The sequence below is a fragment of the Streptomyces sp. NPDC005070 genome, assembly GCF_053600395.1.
In genome coordinates this window covers 60,577-77,635 of the sequence record NZ_JBSFZS010000024.1, presented here as the reverse complement: position 1 = coordinate 77,635, position 17,059 = coordinate 60,577, and the positions used below count along the sequence as shown (strand labels likewise).

General features: G+C 70.3%; 17 protein-coding genes. 7 read left to right on the top strand and 10 right to left on the bottom strand.

The features are described 5' to 3' along the window. Positions 1-152: 152 nt before the first annotated feature. The 5 genes from ACWEBX_RS11435 to ACWEBX_RS11415 form a co-directional block, all read right to left on the bottom strand. Positions 153-1,175, bottom strand: coding sequence for an ABC transporter ATP-binding protein (locus ACWEBX_RS11435; protein ID WP_451884650.1), 1,023 nt, complete (start codon positions 1,173-1,175; stop codon positions 153-155). Continuing rightward, a complete protein-coding gene (locus tag ACWEBX_RS11430; protein WP_451884649.1) occupies positions 1,176-2,924 on the bottom strand; it encodes an ABC transporter permease in 1,749 nt (582 codons plus the stop codon). It lies immediately after the preceding gene. Continuing rightward, the gene (locus tag ACWEBX_RS11425) at positions 2,900-3,997 is read right to left on the bottom strand and encodes a thiamine ABC transporter substrate-binding protein (RefSeq protein ID WP_451884648.1); all 1,098 of its coding nucleotides are present in this window, start codon (positions 3,995-3,997) and stop codon (positions 2,900-2,902) included. The genes ACWEBX_RS11430 and ACWEBX_RS11425 overlap by 25 nt, the downstream gene beginning before the upstream one ends. Positions 3,998-4,260: 263 nt before the next feature. After that, positions 4,261-5,367, bottom strand: coding sequence for a 23S rRNA (adenine(2503)-C(2))-methyltransferase RlmN (gene rlmN / locus ACWEBX_RS11420; protein WP_451884647.1), 1,107 nt, complete (start codon positions 5,365-5,367; stop codon positions 4,261-4,263). Between the two features lie 439 nt (positions 5,368-5,806). After that, positions 5,807-8,077, bottom strand: a complete 2,271-nt coding sequence (locus ACWEBX_RS11415; RefSeq protein ID WP_451884646.1) for a Dyp-type peroxidase — start codon at positions 8,075-8,077, stop codon at positions 5,807-5,809. A gap of 353 nt (positions 8,078-8,430) precedes the next feature. Here ACWEBX_RS11415 and ACWEBX_RS11410 point away from each other — a divergent pair, with 353 nt between their 5' ends. Together ACWEBX_RS11410 and ACWEBX_RS11405 are read left to right on the top strand one after the other, a co-directional pair. Continuing rightward, complete coding sequence (locus ACWEBX_RS11410; RefSeq protein WP_451884645.1) at positions 8,431-10,320, top strand: galactose oxidase-like domain-containing protein; 1,890 nt, start codon at positions 8,431-8,433, stop codon at positions 10,318-10,320. A 148-nt stretch (positions 10,321-10,468) separates the two neighbouring features. Then, the gene (locus tag ACWEBX_RS11405; RefSeq protein ID WP_451884644.1) at positions 10,469-10,930 is read left to right on the top strand and encodes a GNAT family N-acetyltransferase; all 462 of its coding nucleotides are present in this window, start codon (positions 10,469-10,471) and stop codon (positions 10,928-10,930) included. Positions 10,931-10,999: 69 nt separating this feature from the next. Here the strand turns inward: ACWEBX_RS11405 and ACWEBX_RS11400 are convergent, their stop codons facing one another. Beyond that, positions 11,000-11,476, bottom strand: a complete 477-nt coding sequence (locus ACWEBX_RS11400; RefSeq protein ID WP_451884643.1) for an ArsI/CadI family heavy metal resistance metalloenzyme — start codon at positions 11,474-11,476, stop codon at positions 11,000-11,002. Between the two features lie 112 nt (positions 11,477-11,588). On the opposite strand from ACWEBX_RS11400, the gene ACWEBX_RS11395 reads away from it, so the two are divergent. Genes ACWEBX_RS11395 through ACWEBX_RS11385 form a run of 3 tightly spaced genes read left to right on the top strand, consistent with a single transcriptional unit; the run spans position 11,589 to position 13,161 of the window. After that, positions 11,589-11,969 (top strand): ArsR/SmtB family transcription factor, encoded by a 381-nt coding sequence (locus tag ACWEBX_RS11395; RefSeq protein ID WP_451884642.1) that lies wholly within the window; start codon positions 11,589-11,591, stop codon positions 11,967-11,969. Then, on the top strand, positions 11,966-12,709 hold the full coding sequence (locus ACWEBX_RS11390; RefSeq protein ID WP_451884641.1) for an aquaporin: 744 nt from the start codon (positions 11,966-11,968) through the stop codon (positions 12,707-12,709). The genes ACWEBX_RS11395 and ACWEBX_RS11390 overlap by 4 nt, the downstream gene beginning before the upstream one ends. A gap of 29 nt (positions 12,710-12,738) precedes the next feature. Beyond that, positions 12,739-13,161: an arsenate reductase ArsC gene (locus ACWEBX_RS11385; protein ID WP_451884640.1), complete on the top strand. Its 423-nt coding sequence runs from the start codon at positions 12,739-12,741 to the stop codon at positions 13,159-13,161. Positions 13,162-13,238: 77 nt separating this feature from the next. Here the strand turns inward: ACWEBX_RS11385 and ACWEBX_RS11380 are convergent, their stop codons facing one another. Further along, on the bottom strand, positions 13,239-13,559 hold the full coding sequence (locus ACWEBX_RS11380) for a GYD domain-containing protein (protein WP_451884639.1): 321 nt from the start codon (positions 13,557-13,559) through the stop codon (positions 13,239-13,241). Positions 13,560-13,826: 267 nt separating this feature from the next. After that, a complete protein-coding gene (locus ACWEBX_RS11375) occupies positions 13,827-14,300 on the bottom strand; it encodes a carboxymuconolactone decarboxylase family protein (protein ID WP_451884638.1) in 474 nt (157 codons plus the stop codon). Between the two features lie 210 nt (positions 14,301-14,510). Between ACWEBX_RS11375 and ACWEBX_RS11370 the strand changes: the two genes are divergently transcribed. Then, positions 14,511-14,861, top strand: a complete 351-nt coding sequence (locus tag ACWEBX_RS11370; protein WP_451884637.1) for a DUF6233 domain-containing protein — start codon at positions 14,511-14,513, stop codon at positions 14,859-14,861. Then, on the top strand, positions 14,858-15,211 hold the full coding sequence (locus ACWEBX_RS11365; protein WP_451884636.1) for a hypothetical protein: 354 nt from the start codon (positions 14,858-14,860) through the stop codon (positions 15,209-15,211). The genes ACWEBX_RS11370 and ACWEBX_RS11365 overlap by 4 nt, the downstream gene beginning before the upstream one ends. 87 nt (positions 15,212-15,298) lie before the next feature. Here ACWEBX_RS11365 and ACWEBX_RS11360 read toward each other — a convergent pair whose 3' ends face one another. Both ACWEBX_RS11360 and frr read right to left on the bottom strand, forming a co-directional pair. Further along, positions 15,299-16,438: a phosphatidate cytidylyltransferase gene (locus ACWEBX_RS11360; protein WP_451884635.1), complete on the bottom strand. Its 1,140-nt coding sequence runs from the start codon at positions 16,436-16,438 to the stop codon at positions 15,299-15,301. Then, complete coding sequence (frr, locus tag ACWEBX_RS11355; protein ID WP_451884634.1) at positions 16,438-16,995, bottom strand: ribosome recycling factor; 558 nt, start codon at positions 16,993-16,995, stop codon at positions 16,438-16,440. The genes ACWEBX_RS11360 and frr overlap by 1 nt, the downstream gene beginning before the upstream one ends. Positions 16,996-17,059 lie beyond the last annotated feature (64 nt).

Genomic DNA, 17,059 nt, shown 5'->3' with positions numbered 1-17,059 from the left:
CCGCGTCGCACTCGCCCCGGACCCCAGCGACGAACTCGTCGAGTATCTCCGCCGGATCTGGACCAACCCTGGCGGAGCGATCCCGAGGTCCCGGCACGCATGTCCGGACACCGCGCTCGGCCGGCGTGCCGCGCCGGTTCCTTTCCCGGGGATCACGCCCCGAGGACGACGACCTCGCCCGCGTCGAACTCCACCCCGACCATGTCCCCGGGCTCCGGCGCGTCCCGCAGCGCGCACGCCGCCTCCAGCGCGGGCGCGCCCTCCGGCTGGAGCCGTACGGCGACGTGTGTGCCCCGGAAGGTGCGTGCGGCGACCGTGCAGCGCAGCCCGTCCGCCGCGGCCGTGAGCCGCACACCGGCAGGCCGTACGAGGAGCGTTCCGGGCCCCTGGGGGGCGCCCTCGGGCACGGGGACCTTGCCCCACGGGGTGTCGGCGGCACCGGCGCCCACCGTCGCCTCGACCACGTTGTCGAAGCCGAGGAAGCGGGCCACGAAGGCGTCCGCGGGCTGCTGCCAGACATCGAGCGGCGTGCCGGACTGGGCGATCCGCCCGTCGCGCATCACCACGACCCGGTCCGCGAGCGCGAAGGCCTCGCCCTGGTCGTGCGTGACGGCGAGCACGGTCGTGCCCAACGCGCCGAAGAGCTGCCGGAGCTCGACGACGAGCCGTTCGCGCAGCGAGCGGTCGAGCTGGCCGAGCGGTTCGTCGAGCATCAGCAGCCGGGGGCTCGGGGCCAGGGCGCGGGCCAGCGCCACGCGCTGCTGCTCACCGCCGGACAGCGAGGCCACGGCGCGGTCGCGGGCTCCGGGCAGACCGACGAGGTCGAGCAGCTCCCCCACCCGGGCCGCCTGGCCGCTCTTCGACGTGCCGTGCATCCGCAGCCCGAAGGCCACGTTGCCGCCCACGTCGCGCTGCGGGAAGAGCTGGTGGTCCTGGAACATCAGGCCGACGCCCCGCCTGTGCGCGGGAACACTCCCCTGGTCCCGTCCGTCCAGCACCACCCGGCCCGTGTCCAGCGGCTGGAGTCCGGCCACCGTCCGCAGCAGCGTGGACTTGCCGCTGCCGCTCGGCCCCAGCACGCAGACGATCTCGTGTTCGGCGACATCGAGGTCGACGGCGTCGAGCACGGCCCGCCCGCCGAAGCGTACGGTCGCGCCCTGCAGGCTCAGCAGCATCTAGAACTCCCCGGTCCGGTCGGTCCGTACCCGCTCCAACAGCAGCAGCGCCACCGCGCACACCACCATCAGGATCGTCGAAAGGGCCATCGCCTGGCCGTAGTTGAGATCGCCCGCGCGTCCGAGCAGCCGGGCCACCGCAACCGGGAGTGTCGGGTTGTCGGGCCGCGCGATGAAGACGGTCGCGCCGAACTCCCCGAGGGAGACGGCGAAGGCGAAGCCGGCCGCGATCAGCAGGGCCCGCCGCACCATCGGCAGATCGACCTCGCGCCACACCCGCCACGGCGACGCCCCGAGGACGGCCGCGGCCTCCCGCAGCCGCCCGTCCACCGCGCGCAGCACGGGCAGCATGGTCCGTACGACGAAGGGGACGCCGACCAGTGCCTGTGCCAGCGGCACCAGGATCCAGCTCGCGCGCAGGTCGAGCGGCGGCTCGTCCAGGGCGATCAGGAACCCGAAGCCCACGGTCACCGCAGAGACGCCGAGCGGCAGCATCAGCAGTGCGTCGAAGCCCCGCATCAGCCGGCCGGCGCGCCGGGTGAGGGCGGCCGCGGCCAGACCGCCGATCAGTACGGCAATGGCGGTGGCGGCGAGCGCGTATTCCAGGGAGTTGCCGACCGCCTCGATCGGGGCGACGAGGAAGACGCCCCCGTCGTCGTCGGCCAGGGCCCGGTAGTAGCCGAGGCCCGGGGCGTCGAGGGACCGCTGGACGAGGACCGCGAGCGGCAGCACGAGCAGCACCGCGATGCTCACGAGCACGCCCGCGAGGAGCGCCCACTGTCCGCCGCCCCGGGGCCGGCGCGCGGTGGTGTCCGGGGCCACCAGACGCAGGGCGGTCTCCCGTCGGCGTACGGTCGCCGCGTGCACGGCGAGGATCGCGCCGACGGCGACGAACTGGACGATCGTCAGCACGGCCGCCGTCGTGAGGTCGAAGATCTCGGAGGTCTGCCGGTAGATCTCGACTTCGAGGGTCGAGAAGGTGGGACCGCCGAGGATCTGCACGACACCGAACGAGGTGAAGGTGAAGAGGAAGACCATGAGGGCGGCGGCGGCCACGGCGGGCCCGAGGGCCGGCAGCGTCACCCTGCGCCAGGCCGTCAGGCGCGAGGCGCCGAGCACGCGCGCGGCCTCCTCCTGACGCGGGTCGAGCTGCGACCAGAGCCCGCCGACGGTCCGTACGACCACGGCGTAGTTGAAGAAGACGTGCGCGAGGAGGACGGCCCACACGGTGGTGTCCAGGCGTACGCCCCACAGCTCGTCGAGCAGGCCGCCCCGGCCGACCAGCGCGAGGAAGGCCGTGCCGACGACCACGGTCGGCAGCACGAAGGGCACCGTCACCACGGCCCGGAGAATCCGTTTGCCCCGGAAGTCGAAGCGCGCGAAGACGTACGCGCCGGGGAGCGCGACCAGCAGCGTGAGCGCTGTGGAGGCGAGCGCCTGCCAGGTGGTGAACCACAGCACGTGCCGGATGTCGGAGCGGGTCGCGACGTCCCAGATGCGGCCCAGTTGCCAGCCGCCGTCCGTGTGGAGCCCGCGCGAGACGATCGCGGCGACGGGATAGGCGAAGAAGACCGCGAAGAACGCGACGGGCAGCGCCATCAGGGCGAACCGCGCCGCGTTCTGTCCGCGGGCCCGGCGCGCGGTCCGGTCGGCGCGGTCCCGCCCGCCGGGTCCGGCCGGTCCGGCGGTCCTCTCCGGACCGGCGGCCGTCACCGTCCCGTCGGCTACTTCAGTACGAGCGAGGTCCACGACTTGACCCACTGGTCACGGTCGGCGGCGATCTTCGCGGGCGTCAGGGTCTGGGGATCCTTGGCCTGCGGACCGTACTGGGTGAACTCGGCCGGCACCCGCGCGCCCTCACGGACCGGGTACACGAACATGTTGAGCGGCATGTCCTCCTGGAACTCCTTGGTGAGCAGGAAGTCCAGGAGCGCCTTGCCGCCCTTGGCGTTCTTGGCGTTGCTGAGCAGGCCCGCGTACTCGACCTGCCGGAAGCAGGTGCCGTCCGCGACGCCGGTCGGGGCCGTGGCGGGCTTCGGGTCGCCGTAGATGACCTCGGCGGGCGGCGAGGAGGCGTACGAGACGACGAGCGGCCGGTCGGCCTTGGCCTTCCTGCCGCCGGCGGACCCCGAGAACTCCTCGTTGTAGGCCTGCTCCCAGCCGTCCACGACCTTGACGCCGTTGGCCTTGAGCTTCTTCCAGTAGCCCTGCCAGTTCTCGTCGCCGTAGTGCGCGGCGGACCCGAGCAGGAAGCCGAGGCCGGGCGAGGAGGTGGCCGCGTTCTCGGTGACCAGGAGGTTCTTGTACGCGGGCTTGGCCAGGTCGTCGAAGGACCGCGGCGGCGCCAGCTTGTGCTTGCTGAACCAGGCCTTGTCGTAGTTGACGCAGATGTCGCCCGTGTCGATGGGCGTGACCCGGTGCTTGTCCTGGTCGGTCCGGTACTCCGGGAGGACCTGGTCGGCGTCCTTGGCCTCGTACGGCTGGAAGAGCCCGTTGTCGAGCGCGCGGGAGAGCAGGGTGTTGTCGACGCCGAAGAAGACGTCGCCCTGGGGGTTGTCCTTGGTCAGGATGGCCTTGTTCACGGCCTGCCCGGCGTCGCCGTCCTTGAGGACGCGGACCTTGTAGCCGGACCGCTTCTCGAAGTCCGCCAGGACGCTCTTCGACACCAGCCACGAGTCGTGACTGACGAGCGTGATCGTCTTCGAGTCGCCCGAGCCGGTGGCGTCGGACGAGCCGCACGCGGACAGCACGGGCAGCGCGACGAGGCCGAGCCCGACGGCGGTGACCGCGAGCCGTCTGCCACCGCTGGTGTGGGTGATCACTGAATTCCTCCTGGGTGACCAGGAAGAGACGCGGCCCTGCCCGGGACCTCTGACGGTTCCCGGGCAGGGCGCAACAGCTTGAGTAACGACCGAACTTCCTACCCAGAATGACCTGGGCAAGGTTCAGAGGGTCTGCGGTCTGTCCCGCACTCTCAGCGCTGTGGCGCTCCCCTGTCGGAATATGAAGATGTCGGACGGTGAAGATGCCGGGCTATGACGACATCGAAGAACGAAGATGACGAAACAAACCGACCCGGTTCAGACTACCGCTCGGTCGCGGCGAGCTGACCACACGCTCCGTCGATCTCCTGGCCCCGGGTGTCCCGGACGGTGACCGTGACGCCGTGGGCGGCGATCGCCTCGACGAACGCCTTCTCGTCCTCGGGCCGCGACGCGGTCCACTTCGAGCCCGGGGTCGGGTTCAGCGGGATGAGGTTGACGTGCACGGGCTTGCCCTTGAGCATCCGGCCGAGCCGGTCGCCCCGCCAGGCCTGGTCGTTGATGTCGCGGATCAGCGCGTACTCGATGGACAGACGGCGCCCGGACCGGTCCGCGTATCCCCAGCCGGCGTCCAGCACCTCGCGCACCTGCCACCGTGTGTTCACGGGGACGAGGGTGTCACGCAGCTCGTCGTCCGGGGCGTGCAGGGAGATCGCGAGCCGGCATTTGAAGCCCTCGTCCGTGAAGCGGTTGATCGCGGGAACCAGACCGACCGTCGAGACGGTGATACCGCGCTGCGACAGCCCCAGCCCGTCCGGTTCGGGGTCGGTGAGGGCGCGGACCGCGCCGACCACCCGCTTGTAGTTGGCGAGCGGCTCACCCATCCCCATGAAGACGATGTTGCTCAGCCGCGCCGGACCCCCGGGGATCTCGCCGTCACGCAGCGCCCGCATCCCGTCGACGATCTGGTGCACGATCTCGCCGGTCGACAGGTTCCGGTCGAGGCCGGCCTGTCCGGTGGCGCAGAACGGGCAGTTCATCCCGCAGCCCGCCTGCGAGCTGATGCACATGGTCACCCGGTCCGGGTAGCGCATGAGCACGGACTCGACGAGCGTGCCGTCGAAGAGCCGCCACAGGGTCTTGCGGGTGGTGTCCTGGTCGGTCGACAGGTGCCGCACGACCGTCATCAGCTCGGGAAGCAGCGCTTCCTGGAGCTTGGAGCGCGAGGCGGCCGGGATGTCCGTCCACTCGGCGGGGTCGTGCGCGTACCGGGCGAAGTAGTGCTGCGAGAGCTGCTTGGCACGAAACGGCTTCTCACCGATCGCGGCAACCGCCTCTTTGCGCTCGGCAGGCGTGAGATCGGCAAGGTGCCGCGGCGGCTTCTTGGCTCCGCGCGGCGCGACAAAGGTGAGTTCTCCGGGCTTAGGCATGGCGTAACCAGTGTCGCAGATCAATACCACCGACCCGGGCCGGAGCGGGGTGGGGGCGGTCACGCGCGGGCACCAACCGTCAGCGTTGGCCGGCCTCGGACGGCCCAGGCCGACGGTCCTACCGGATAGCCACCCAACACCGACATGCAGTGCTCCCTCCCCCAGGCCTCCCCTCTGAACTGCGTGATACGTACACGAAGGGCACGCAAGGGGGCGATCCGGCCAGGACGCGACCGAACACGCTCCTTGCCCGGAACAGCCACAACTGATCATGGGCGGCCGGGACCTGCGCTGCGCCCGCCGAATCGATCAATGCCGCTTCCGACCGTGGTCGTCCGCTCTTACGGGCACGCTGCCCGAGGGCGGCTCCACTGAATCCCAGCTCAGACATCGTCTGAGCTGGGACTTCTCGTTCAGTGGGTGCGACGGCGGGCGTGCCTCAGGCGGTCAGGGACTTCCACAAGGTGATCGGGCGATCCTCGACCGCGACCTGGTCGCTGTGCCCGTGGCCGTCGGCGATGCAGATGATCCGGTATTTCTGCTGGTGGAACACCCAGAACAGGCTCAGCCCGTTGATGCGTTGCATGTCCGGTACGGCGAGGAACTCGTCCACTCCGGAGATACCGGCCAATGACTGCCACAGGCTGAGCGAACGGTCGCCGCGTTCGATGACGTCGTTGTGCGCGGAGCCGTCGGCGATCGAGATCAGCCGGTAGACCTGCTCCCCCAGGGAGGAGTGGAAGAGCCAGTAGTAGCTCTTCCCGTTCTGGCGCTGCATGTCGGGCACCGGCAGGAAGGCGTCCACCTGCGTGGTTCCGTTGAACGAGGCCCAGGCCGAGATCGGTCGGTCGGGCCGGTCGACGGCGGCCGCCGTCTCGGGGGCGAGCTCGGACTCCGCTCCGTCCGCGACCGAGATCAGCCGGTATGCCTGGCGGCCTTCCACGGTGTGGAACAGCCAGTACCGGCTCCGGCCGGCCACACGCTGCTCGTCCGGCACCGGCAGGATCGCGTCCACCCTCGACACGCCGTCGTAGCACGACCAGGTGGACAGGGGCCGGTCGGGGCGCTCGACGACGTCCTTGTGCTCGTCGCCGTCGGCGATGGAGATGGTGCGACAGACCGGCCCGTCGCCGCCGGTCCCGTAGGCCCAGTACCAGCTCTTGCCCTGGTCCCGTTGGCGATCGGGGATCGGCAGGAAGGCGTCGGTCGGCCGGACCGTGTCCGGGAACTTGTCGGTGAGGCGGCCGTCGCCCAGCAGGCGCAGTGTGGTGAGCGAGGGGGCGAAGGCGTAGACAGAGCCTTCGGTGGTGACGAACTGGTGGAAGCCCAGCTCGGTCGTCGCGCTGGGACTCTCGAAGGCGACCTTGCCCGTGGGGCCGACCCCGGGGTCGGGGCCGGGCTTCGCGGGCCGGTTCGGCGGGAAGTCGACGTTGTCGATCCACATCTTCTGGATGAACTCGAACTGCTCGACGAGGTCGGACTGGTAGCAGACGAAGAGCAGTCCGCGCGGATGGTCGGGGCCGCCGGGGCCGTCCGAGGCCGGGTCGAAGGGCGCGCCGTAGGGGGCGCCGCGGCGAATGATCCGGCGTCGGTCCATGACCGGGTTCTCGGGGAACGGGTCCGTGCCGGGCTTCTCCTGCAGGCCGTCCCGGGGGTTGGTCTTGCGCAGGTGGGAGAAGAGCGGGGTGGTGAACCCCTCAGGGTCGTCGCGGTAGCCGAAGTCGTTGTCCTGGCTCGCGAGGGCGTTGTCCGGCATGTCGGCGTGCGGGCACTTGGCGACGGGCGCGCCCGAGCGCCAGCGGCCCACCAGGCGGGCGGCCAGCCATTCGGTGGTCGCCTCGTCCGGCACCACTTTGGCCTTCCTCAGGACCTTCAGTTGCGCGCTGACCTGGGCCCACCAGCCGGGGACGTCCTGACCAAGTCGGCGCACCACCTGGAAGCTGCCGTTCTTGGCCCACTCGGGCATCTCGTCGTACGGAATCCCGCCGACCCGGTCGTGCCCGATGACGAACTCACCGGGCGGGATCAGCCGGGTGCCCGGGTGGTCCTTGACGTACTCCGGCCGCTTCGGGTCGGGCTCGTCGAAGCCGATGATCCCCGGCTCGCTGACCCCGTCCTTGAAGCCGAAGTGCTCCTTTCCACGGCGTGTTCCCGGCAGCGTGGCGCCGTTCTGCTGGAAGACGATCACGATCTTGGCCTGCGCGGCTGCCTCGCGCTGGGCGGTCAACGCGTCCTGCAGCCCCTCGACGGTGTCGGAGGCGACGGTGATCACGGCGTGCACGATCTGTCCCTTACCGTCCCCGAACAGCCAGTTCTCGGGTGAGCTGTCGCCGGTGTCGCCGAGTGAGCGCTTGTGGGACCCCTCCTTGAACGCCTCCAGAGTGCCGCCCTTCGGCACCGAGGGCAGTGGGTCCTTGCCGCCGTTGAGGACCTTCAGGCCCTCGTAGGTGAAGCTGACGTTCGTCCAGGTGGCCTTCAACGTCTGCGGGTCGTCGCCGCCGGTGGCCTGTCTGGCCTTGCGGAACGCCGCGTTGAAGGTGGCCACCTGTCTGGTGGTGGAGATCTGGGAGGCGAGTCGCTTCACCCAGGTGCGTGCCCGCGCGGGGTCCTCGAACTTGAGGAAGAGCAGCGTCATGCGGTCCTTCTTGAAGCCCGCGATCACATCGCCCTGGATGTCGTCACTCTGACACAGCTTGATGCCTTCCATCATGTTTCCTCCGTGACAGTCGCATATGCCATGGGATCATTACAGTAACTATAAAACTACGCTATGTGATCGACGTGAGGATGAGACATCTCCGGGCCGACCGCATCGCGATCCTGTGCCGCAGTGCAGAACCCCTGTCCCGCAAGGGTCCTGGCCCGCTTGGCGGCCAAAGGATCACCCGCCTGCCCGGCATCGCGCGACAGCGGCCGCCCGGCACGCGAACACTGTAAGTAGTCATATGCCTGCGTCGTGCGCTTATGTCATGCGCTCTCGTCACGTTCTCGCCATGGGACCGGTGACACGGAGTGGCCGCGACGCCACCGCTGCGCGCCCTGCCCTCTCTCGCAAGGAGTCCCATGTCCCCCAGGAACCTGACCGGCCCGTCGCCCAGACGAATGCGGTACGCGGCGATCTCCGCGTGTGCCGTCTCCGCGCTGACACTCACCGTGCTGTCGTCCGGCCCGGCCGCCGCCCACGAGCACGGTGGTGACGCCCACTCGGCCGACCGGGCGCAGGCCGACCCGGACGAGGCGGCGGTCATCGGCAAGGAGCACGCCGAGGAGCACGCCATGACCAGGAGGGCCCTCAAGGCCGTCGGCGAGTACCCGCAGTCCACCCGCACCGAGCGGCTCAAGGCACTCGCGGCCTCCCAGGCCAAGGTCAACGCGGACTTCGACGCGCTGGACGCCGGTAGGTTCCGGGAGTACTTCCAGTCCCCGGACTTCGCCGCGCACATCGCCATGCTGCCCACCGGCAAGGTGCTGCTGTTCTCCTTCGAGCGCATCGAGAGCAACCCCCAGAAGGAGCCGGCCCCGACCGACACCATCGGCAAGGAGAACGCGGGCCGCGCATACCTGTGGGATCCGGCCAAGGGCACCGGTCCGGGCTCGTTCACCAAGGTCACGCCGCCCGTGATCAACATGCCGGACGGGCTCAACCAGCCCCGCCCCGCGCCGTTCTTCTGTGCCGGTCACTCCTTCCTGCCCAACGGGATGCTCGGCGTCTTCGGCGGCAACCTCGGCGGCAACGGGGGTTCCGGCGCCAAGCTCTCCCTCGTCTTCGACCCATGGGAGGAGAAGTGGTACCAGAACCAGGACATGGTGGTCGGCCGGTGGTACCCGTCGGTGGTGACCGGCGCGGACGGGCGGCAGCTGATCATGTCCGGCCAGTCGGAGCTCGGCTGGGGCACCCCCACCTCGATCGTCGAGCGCTTCCCCGCCCTGAACAAGCCCGTGCCCACGGCCAAGACGGACAAGCCGGAGGGCTGGACGGTGGAACGGTTCAAGGCCGACGCCCCGTTCAAGCGGGACTACCCGCACCTCTTCTCGCTGCGTGACGGCAAGATCTACGGCCTGGGCCGCAACCCCGAGCAGCAGTGGAAGTTCGACCCCGCCGCCGAGACCCGGACGGATCTGGCACCCCGACCGGACAACATGCCGCGCAACTACGGTTCGGCCGTGCCGCTCCCGGCCGGCTTCAAGGGCCCGGACTCGGTGCTGGTGCTCGGCGGGGACCGGGACGACCCGAACACCTATCAGCTGGTCGGCGGCCAGTGGAGCAAGGAGAAGGCGAGAGCCTTCGGCCGCACCCAGGACGACACCCTGCTCATGCCCGACGCGACCCTGATGACTGTCAACGGCGCCTTCGACATCCGTGACTACGGCAACGGCACGTACAACCCCAACGCGGACCTGAAGTACCGCCAGATCGAACTGCGTGACGAGAACGGCAACTGGAAGCTCGGCCCGGCCCAGCGGCTGCCGCGCGGATACCACTCGAACGCCGTGGTTCTCCCGGACGGCCGCGTGATGGTCACCGGTGACGAGCTCCAGCAGCTCGCCAACGACCCCGACGTCAGCGACGACATGAACGGCAGCATCGAGATCTACGAGCCGGCCTACCTCCAGCAGGGCAGCCGCCCCCACCTCGGCACCATCTTCAACCCGTCCGTCGGGTACAACGAGAAGATCACGGTGAGCAGCAACACCGCCTCCGACGTCACCCGCGCCGTCCTGCTGGCACCGACCACCGCGACCCACTCGGTCAACACCAGCCAGCGCCACCTCGACCTGCGGATCAAGAGCCGCAGCGGCAGCTTCCTCGAACTCCAGGCACCGCCGTCGGCCAATGCCGCCCCTCCCGGCTACTACATGCTCTTCCTCCTGAACGAGGAGGGCGTGCCCAGCACCGCCGGCTGGGTCCAGGTCAAGCCGGCCTCGGGCGGCCAGACCCTGACGGCGAGGTAGTGACCGCCCGACTCCGACGTGCCTGCGGCGAGTCCCGCGGGCGGCTCCGCCGTAGCCCAGCGCAGATGCCTTCCGAGCTGGGCTACGGTCTCGCCCCGTGGCGCCTCGACTCGCACCCGTAGGGCCCTCGGAGGCCCTGTCGACCTTTGTGGCGTTCATCGAGCTGTTCGCCTCGCCAGAGGTGGGCACCTACATCGGTGGCCCTCGACCGCGTGATGAGCTCGAGCGCACGGCACCCGAGGTGCCCGGGCGGCGCCCTGGCTTTTTCGTGATCGATCTCGACGGAGCGATGATCGGCATGATCACGCTCGATCGGCGCGACGCGGAGCGTCCGGGTCACGTCCGTCCGGATGCCGGAGAGGCCGAACTCGGCTACATGTTCCTGCCGGAAGCGTGGGGACGCGGGTACGCCGCCAAGGCGTGCGCAGCGGCACTCGGCTGGTTCCCCGCCGCCCTCCCCAGCGAGCCCGTGGTGCTCTGCACCCAGAGCGCCGACGACCGCTCGATGCGCCTCGCGGCCAAGCTGGGGTTCACCGAGGTGGAGCGGTTCGAGGAGTACGGAGCCGAGCAGTGGTTCGGCGTGGGATCCTCGGTCACGCCGTCCGGTTGAGCCGGCCAACACCCCGTCAGAATTCTTCCCTTGGGCTTGCTTGCGCACCAGGTCCTGAGGCCGGCCCGCTCACTGCCCGCAGGCGCATCCGGCCGTCGCGGGGGCGGATTCCTCGGGGACCTGGCTGGTGCAGCAGCCGTCGCCGGTCGTGGCCGGGGTGGCGCTCTTGCCGAGTGTGCCGGCGTCGGCCTTGACCACGTACACCTCCCACGGCTCCTTGCCGGGGCCGTGCACCCACACCTTGTCCTGGAGGGCGTAGCAGCAGGAGGTGTCGTTCTCCTCGAAGGTGGCCAGGCCGGCGTCCTTGAGGCGGGTGGCGGCCGCGCCAACCTGGTCCGTGGACTCGACCTCGATGCCGAGGTGGTCGAGCCGGGTCTCCTCGCCGGGGCCGCCCTCGATCAGGACGAGCTTGAGCGGGGGCTCGGTGATGGCGAAGTTGGCGTAGCCCTCGCGCCGCTTGGCGGGTTCGGCGCCGAACAGCTTCGAGTAGAAGGTGATCGACGCGTCGAGGTCGCTGACACGCAGGGCGAGCTGAGCACGGGACATGACGGTCTCCCATCGGCTTGCATTGACATCTGACTTGCATGGACGTCCGGCTTGCATTGACGTCTATCGATACAAGCTTGTGTCTTGAATCGAAGGATGTCAACATAGACGCATGTCGAAGCAAGAGCTTGTGGTCCTGGGACAGACCGACGAGAGCGGCGCGTGCTGCCCCGGCCTGGTGACCGCCCCGCTGGACGAGGACCAGGCGGCCGAGCTGGCCAAGCCGTTCAAGGCGCTGGGCGACCCGGTACGCCTGCGGCTGCTGTCGATGATCGCGTCGCGGGCGGGCGGCGAGGTCTGTGTCTGCGATCTGACGCCGGCCTTCGACCTGTCCCAGCCGACGATCTCGCACCACCTCAAGCTCCTGCGGCAGGCCGGTCTCATCGACTGCGAGCGACGGGGCACGTGGGTCTACTACTGGGCGCTGCCCGCCAACCTCGACCGGCTCGCCGCCTTCCTGAAGACCTCGCAGGCCGCCGAGTCGACCGCGTGAGCGTCCCGTTGGGCCGTCGGGCCGTGGCTGAGGCGGTCGGGTCGGCCGCCCTGGTCGCGGTGGTCGTCGGCTCCGGCATCCAGGCCACCGAGCTGACCAGCGACGTGGGCGTGCAGTTGCTCGCCAACTCGCTGGCCACGGTCTTCGGTCTCGGCGTGCTGATCGCGCTTCTGGGCCCGGTGTCCGGCGCGCACTTCAATCCTGTCGTCACCCTCGCCGCCTGGGCCACCGGCCGCCGCACCGGGGACGGACCGACCGCGCGCGAGGTCGCCGCGTACATACCGGCCCAGGTCGCCGGGGCCGTGGCGGGCGCGGTCCTGGCCGACGCGATGTTCGGCGAACCGCTCGTGCGATGGTCCACCCGCGACCGCTTCGCCGGTCACCTGTGGCTGGGCGAGGCCGTCGCGACCGCCGGCCTCGTCCTGCTGGTCCTCGGCCTGGCCCGCACCGGCCGAGCCCGCTACGCGCCCGTGGCCGTGGCCTCCTACATCGGTGCCGCGTACTGGTTCACGTCGTCCACCTCGTTCGCGAACCCCGCGGTCACCATCGGCCGGGCCTTCACCGACACGTTCGCCGGAATCGCCCCCGGCTCCCTCGGCCCGTTCGTCGCGGCCCAACTGGTGGGCGCCGCGCTGGGACTGGGTCTGGTCGTCGCCGTCTTCGGACGTCGGGCACCCGCACCGGCCGTCCCCGCCGACCTCCAGGGCGAACCCGAACCCGCCGCTCCCGCACTCCCCTGACCCGCCCCTCGCCAGAAAGCGCACCCTCCATGAACACCCCCGCCGAACAGCCGTCCGTGCTCTTCGTGTGCGTCCACAACGCCGGACGCTCGCAGATGGCCGCCGCCTTCCTCACCCACCTGGCGGACGGCCGCGTCCAGGTGCGCTCCGCGGGTTCCGCTCCGGCCGGCACCGTGAACCCCGCCGTCGTCGAAGCCCTGGCCGAGAGCGGCATCGACATCTCGGCCGAGGTGCCCAAGGTCCTCACCGCGGAGGCGGTCCGGACCTCCGACGTCGTCATCACCATGGGCTGCGGCGACACCTGCCCGGTCTACCCCGGCAAGCGTTACCTCGACTGGCAGCTCCCCGACCCCGCCGGGCAAGGAGTCGAAGCCGTCCGCCCGATCCGCGACGAGATCGAGAAACGCGTTCGCGCCCTGCTCGACGAGATCGCCCCGGGGACCCGGCGCTGACCACGTACGCAGCGCTGACCACGTGCGCAGCGCTGCGCACCGGGGCGGGCCAGAAGCGGGCACCGCGCCCGCTCGCGTCAGGCGCCCGGCGGGCGGAAGGCGACCTCCCTGCGGGCGGCCTCGTCGATCTCGTCGAGGGTGAGAAGCGGTGTCGCCCGGGTATAGAGCGCTCCGCTGGCCTTGACGCTGAGGCTGACGGCGGCCATGGAGACCGCGTCGGGGAAGTCGAGGACGCACACGAAGTCGTCCTCCCCGAAGGAGAAGTACATCGCCTCGACGGTCCCGCCGAGGCCGGCGACGACATGCTCGACGGCCGCGCGGCGGCCGCTCGCGCCCTCCTTGAGGACGCCCTTCGCCCCCTCGGGCGTGTAGCGGGCCTGGATAAGGAACTTCGGCATAGGGGTGCTCCCTGCCTGTGACGTGTCCGGTGCGGGAAAGGCTTCCCGCTGTCGCTACGGCCGCCGACCGGAGAACGGCGGGATTCACTCGTACGACAGCGGCCGCCGGACCATCCGAAGGCCCCGGACCAGCCGAAGGCGCCGGACCAGCCGTCGGACGATCGATCCGAAGGGCCCGGCCATCGGCCGATCCACGGACGAACCCGCGCCCCGGCGGACGGGCCCCCGGACGCACCCGCCCGCGGGACCCGGCCCGCCCGCCCCCGACTACGCGAACTGGCCGGGCCGGTAGTCGCCCGCCGGCTGCTGGATCATCACGTTGGCGCGGTTGAAGGCGTTGATGAGGGCGACGCAGCACACCAGGGCGGCGAGCTGCTCCTCGTCGTAGTACTTGGCGGCGTTCGCCCAGCACTCGTCCGAGACGCCGCCGGCCGCGTCGGCGATGCGCGTGGCCTGCTCCGTCAGCTCCAGAGCGGCGCGCTCGGCGTCGGTGAAGACCGTCGCCTCCCGCCAGGCCGCGACCAGGTTGAGGCGCACGGAGGTCTCGCCCGCGGCCTCCGCGTCCTTACTGTGCATGTCGGTGCAGAAACCGCAGCCGTTGATCTGGCTGGCACGAAGCTTCACCAGTTCCTGCGTCGCGAGCGGCAGCGTCGACTCCGCGAGCGGCCTGCCCGCGGCGACGATGTGCTTCATGAACTTGGCCGACACCGGGCTGGCGAAGAGGTTCAGGCGGGCTTCCATGGCGTGCTCCCTCGGGTCGCTTCTCGTGGTTACACCTGATTGACGGAGCGGCCCGGCACGGTGTGACCGACCTGAATGTGACCTGCGTCTCCTCGCGACGCGGCGACGGGCGCCACCTTCCGCGAGAATTCCACGAGGTTCGGGCCGGGGCGCGGGCGGGCACCCGAGGGGTGCTGTCACGACGCCACACCAGGCCCTAGAATCGAATATGTGTCCGAAAAAGTGTCCCGCCTGCAGCACCTGCGCAGCGTCCGCGCGTGGCTGCTCTGGCAACTGCGCCGCACCGACGACACCATCGCCGAGCTGGAGCGCCAGGAGGCCGCCGCCACGCGCGCGGCCCGTACGTCGCCCCCGGCACCGCGCGGCTGGAAGCTCGCGATGCGACGGGCGGGTGGTGCCGGTACCGGCGCGGCCCCCGACGCCGTCCACACGGGCGACTGCGGCATGGCCGGGAAGAACACGAGGCCGCTCGCCCGCGAGCAGGCTCTCCGGGCGATCACCGAAGACGGCGTCACGGCCTGCCCGTACTGCCGCCCCGACACGGATCTGGGTGTTTTGTGAACCACGAACACGTACCGCCGAACCACGACGATCACGCACAGCCGGACCAAGAGCACGCCGAGCCGGACCACGAACACGCGGAGCCGGACCACGAGCACATCCCTGCGTCCGCACCCATCACCGTCGGCCGCCCCGCCGGTGCCGGCGGGCGGCGCGTCACGATCCGCGGGCGGAGCGCCGGCATCGCCCACAGCGACGCCGACGTGGTCGAGTTCCTGCGCCGCGCCGGCCTGCCGGACGCGTGGGAGTACTTGGACGATCCGCACTGGGTGGACTGGCAGGACGGCCGGCCCCGTACATACGACACCACCCCTCCGGGTCACGGGGATCACGGTGAGGTGATCGGATGACCCGAAGGGGCGGTGTCGTCGGTGTGCGCGCGTCGCGGATCCGTACGCCATGGACGCGTACCGTCGAAAACGCGTGCGGAAAAACGATCAGCCGGATCCGACGAAGAGCACGAGCAGCAGCCAGACGACCGGAGCCGTCGGGAGCAGCGAGTCCAGCCGGTCCATGATGCCGCCGTGGCCCGGCAGCAGGGTGCCCATGTCCTTGATGCCGAGGTCACGCTTGATCATGGACTCGCCGAGGTCACCGAGCGTGGCCGTGGCCGCGACCGCGAGGCCGAGGATCAGACCCTGCCACCAGGTGCCGTCGTCGATCAGGAACTCCATGCACAGCGCACCCGCCACCATCGCGAAGCTGACCGCTCCGAACAGACCCTCGCGGGTCTTTCCGGGGCTGATCCGCGGCGCCAGCTTGTGCTTGCCGAAGCGCCAGCCGACGGCGTACGCGCCCGTGTCGCTGACGACCGTCAGGAGCAGGAAGGTCAGAACGCGGCGCGGGCCGTCGTCGGCCGTGAGCATCATGGACACGAAGGTCGCCAGGAACGGCACGTAGAAGGCCGCGAAGACCCCCGCCGTGACGTCCTTGAGGTAGCCCTCGGGCGGTTCCGTCATCCGCCAGACCAGGACGGCCAGCGCGGTGAGCGCCATGGCCACCCAGGCGCCCTCGGCGCCGCGCACGTATCCGGCGACGACCATGGCGGCCCCGCCGAGCGCGAGCGGCACGAGGGGCGCCTTGATGCCCTTGCGCTCCTCCAGCCGTGAGGTGAGCTCCCAGAGCCCCACCACCACGGCGACCGCTATCACGCCGACGAAGACGGCCTTGACGACGAACAGCGACGCGACGATCACCGCGCCGAGCCCGACGCCCACTCCTATGGCCGCGCCCAGGTCGCGTCCCGCACTCTTCTTCTGAGGTGCGGGGGCGGGCTCGGGTGTGGTGCTGGGCATGGGCTCCTGCGGGCTCTGCGGATTGTGCGACGGCTCCCCGTAGGGCGCCGTCGTCGGCGTGTCGTTGCGGACGGAGGAGCCGCTCAGCCGAGCGGCCCCCCTGTCGTCATCCTGGTCTCCGCCATGTGCGGGTACGTCGGGCGCGGTGGGCATGGGCCGAGTGTGCTGCGCGTCATGCGCATCGTACGTGGGACCCGCCGGGGCCGCCCCCTGAGCAGGCCCCTGCTCGGACGGCCCCCAGTACCCGGCTTGTGGCGGCGCTCCCCAGGAAGAGTCGTTCATCAGACCTCGAGCAGTTCCGCTTCCTTGTGCTTCAGGAGCTCGTCCACCTGGGCGACGTACTTCGCCGTGGTGTCGTCGAGTTCCTTCTCCGCACGGCGGACCTCGTCCTCGCCGGACTCCTTGTCCTTGACGAGCTTGTCGAGGGCGTCCTTGGCCTTGCGGCGCACGGCGCGGATCGAGACCTTGGCGTCCTCGCCCTTGGTCCGCGCGACCTTGATGTACTCCTTGCGGCGCTCCTGCGTCAGCTCGGGGAACGTCACCCGGATGATGCTGCCGTCGTTGCTGGGGTTGACGCCCAGGTCGGAGTCGCGGATCGCCTGCTCGATGTTGCGCAGCGCGCTCTTGTCGAACGGGGTCACCACGGCCATGCGCGGCTCCGGGACGGAGAACGAGGCCAACTGGTTGATCGGCGTCAGCGCGCCGTAGTAGTCGGCCACGATCTTGTTGAACATCGCCGGGTGCGCACGGCCGGTGCGGATCGCGGCGAAGTCCTCCTTGGCGACCACGACGGCCTTCTCCATCTTCTCCTCGGCCTCGAGGAGGGTCTCTTCGATCACCACTTGCTCCTGCGTGTCTTGAGTAGGCCCGGCAGCGGTTCCTCGTCGGAGTCCGGCGGCCGGC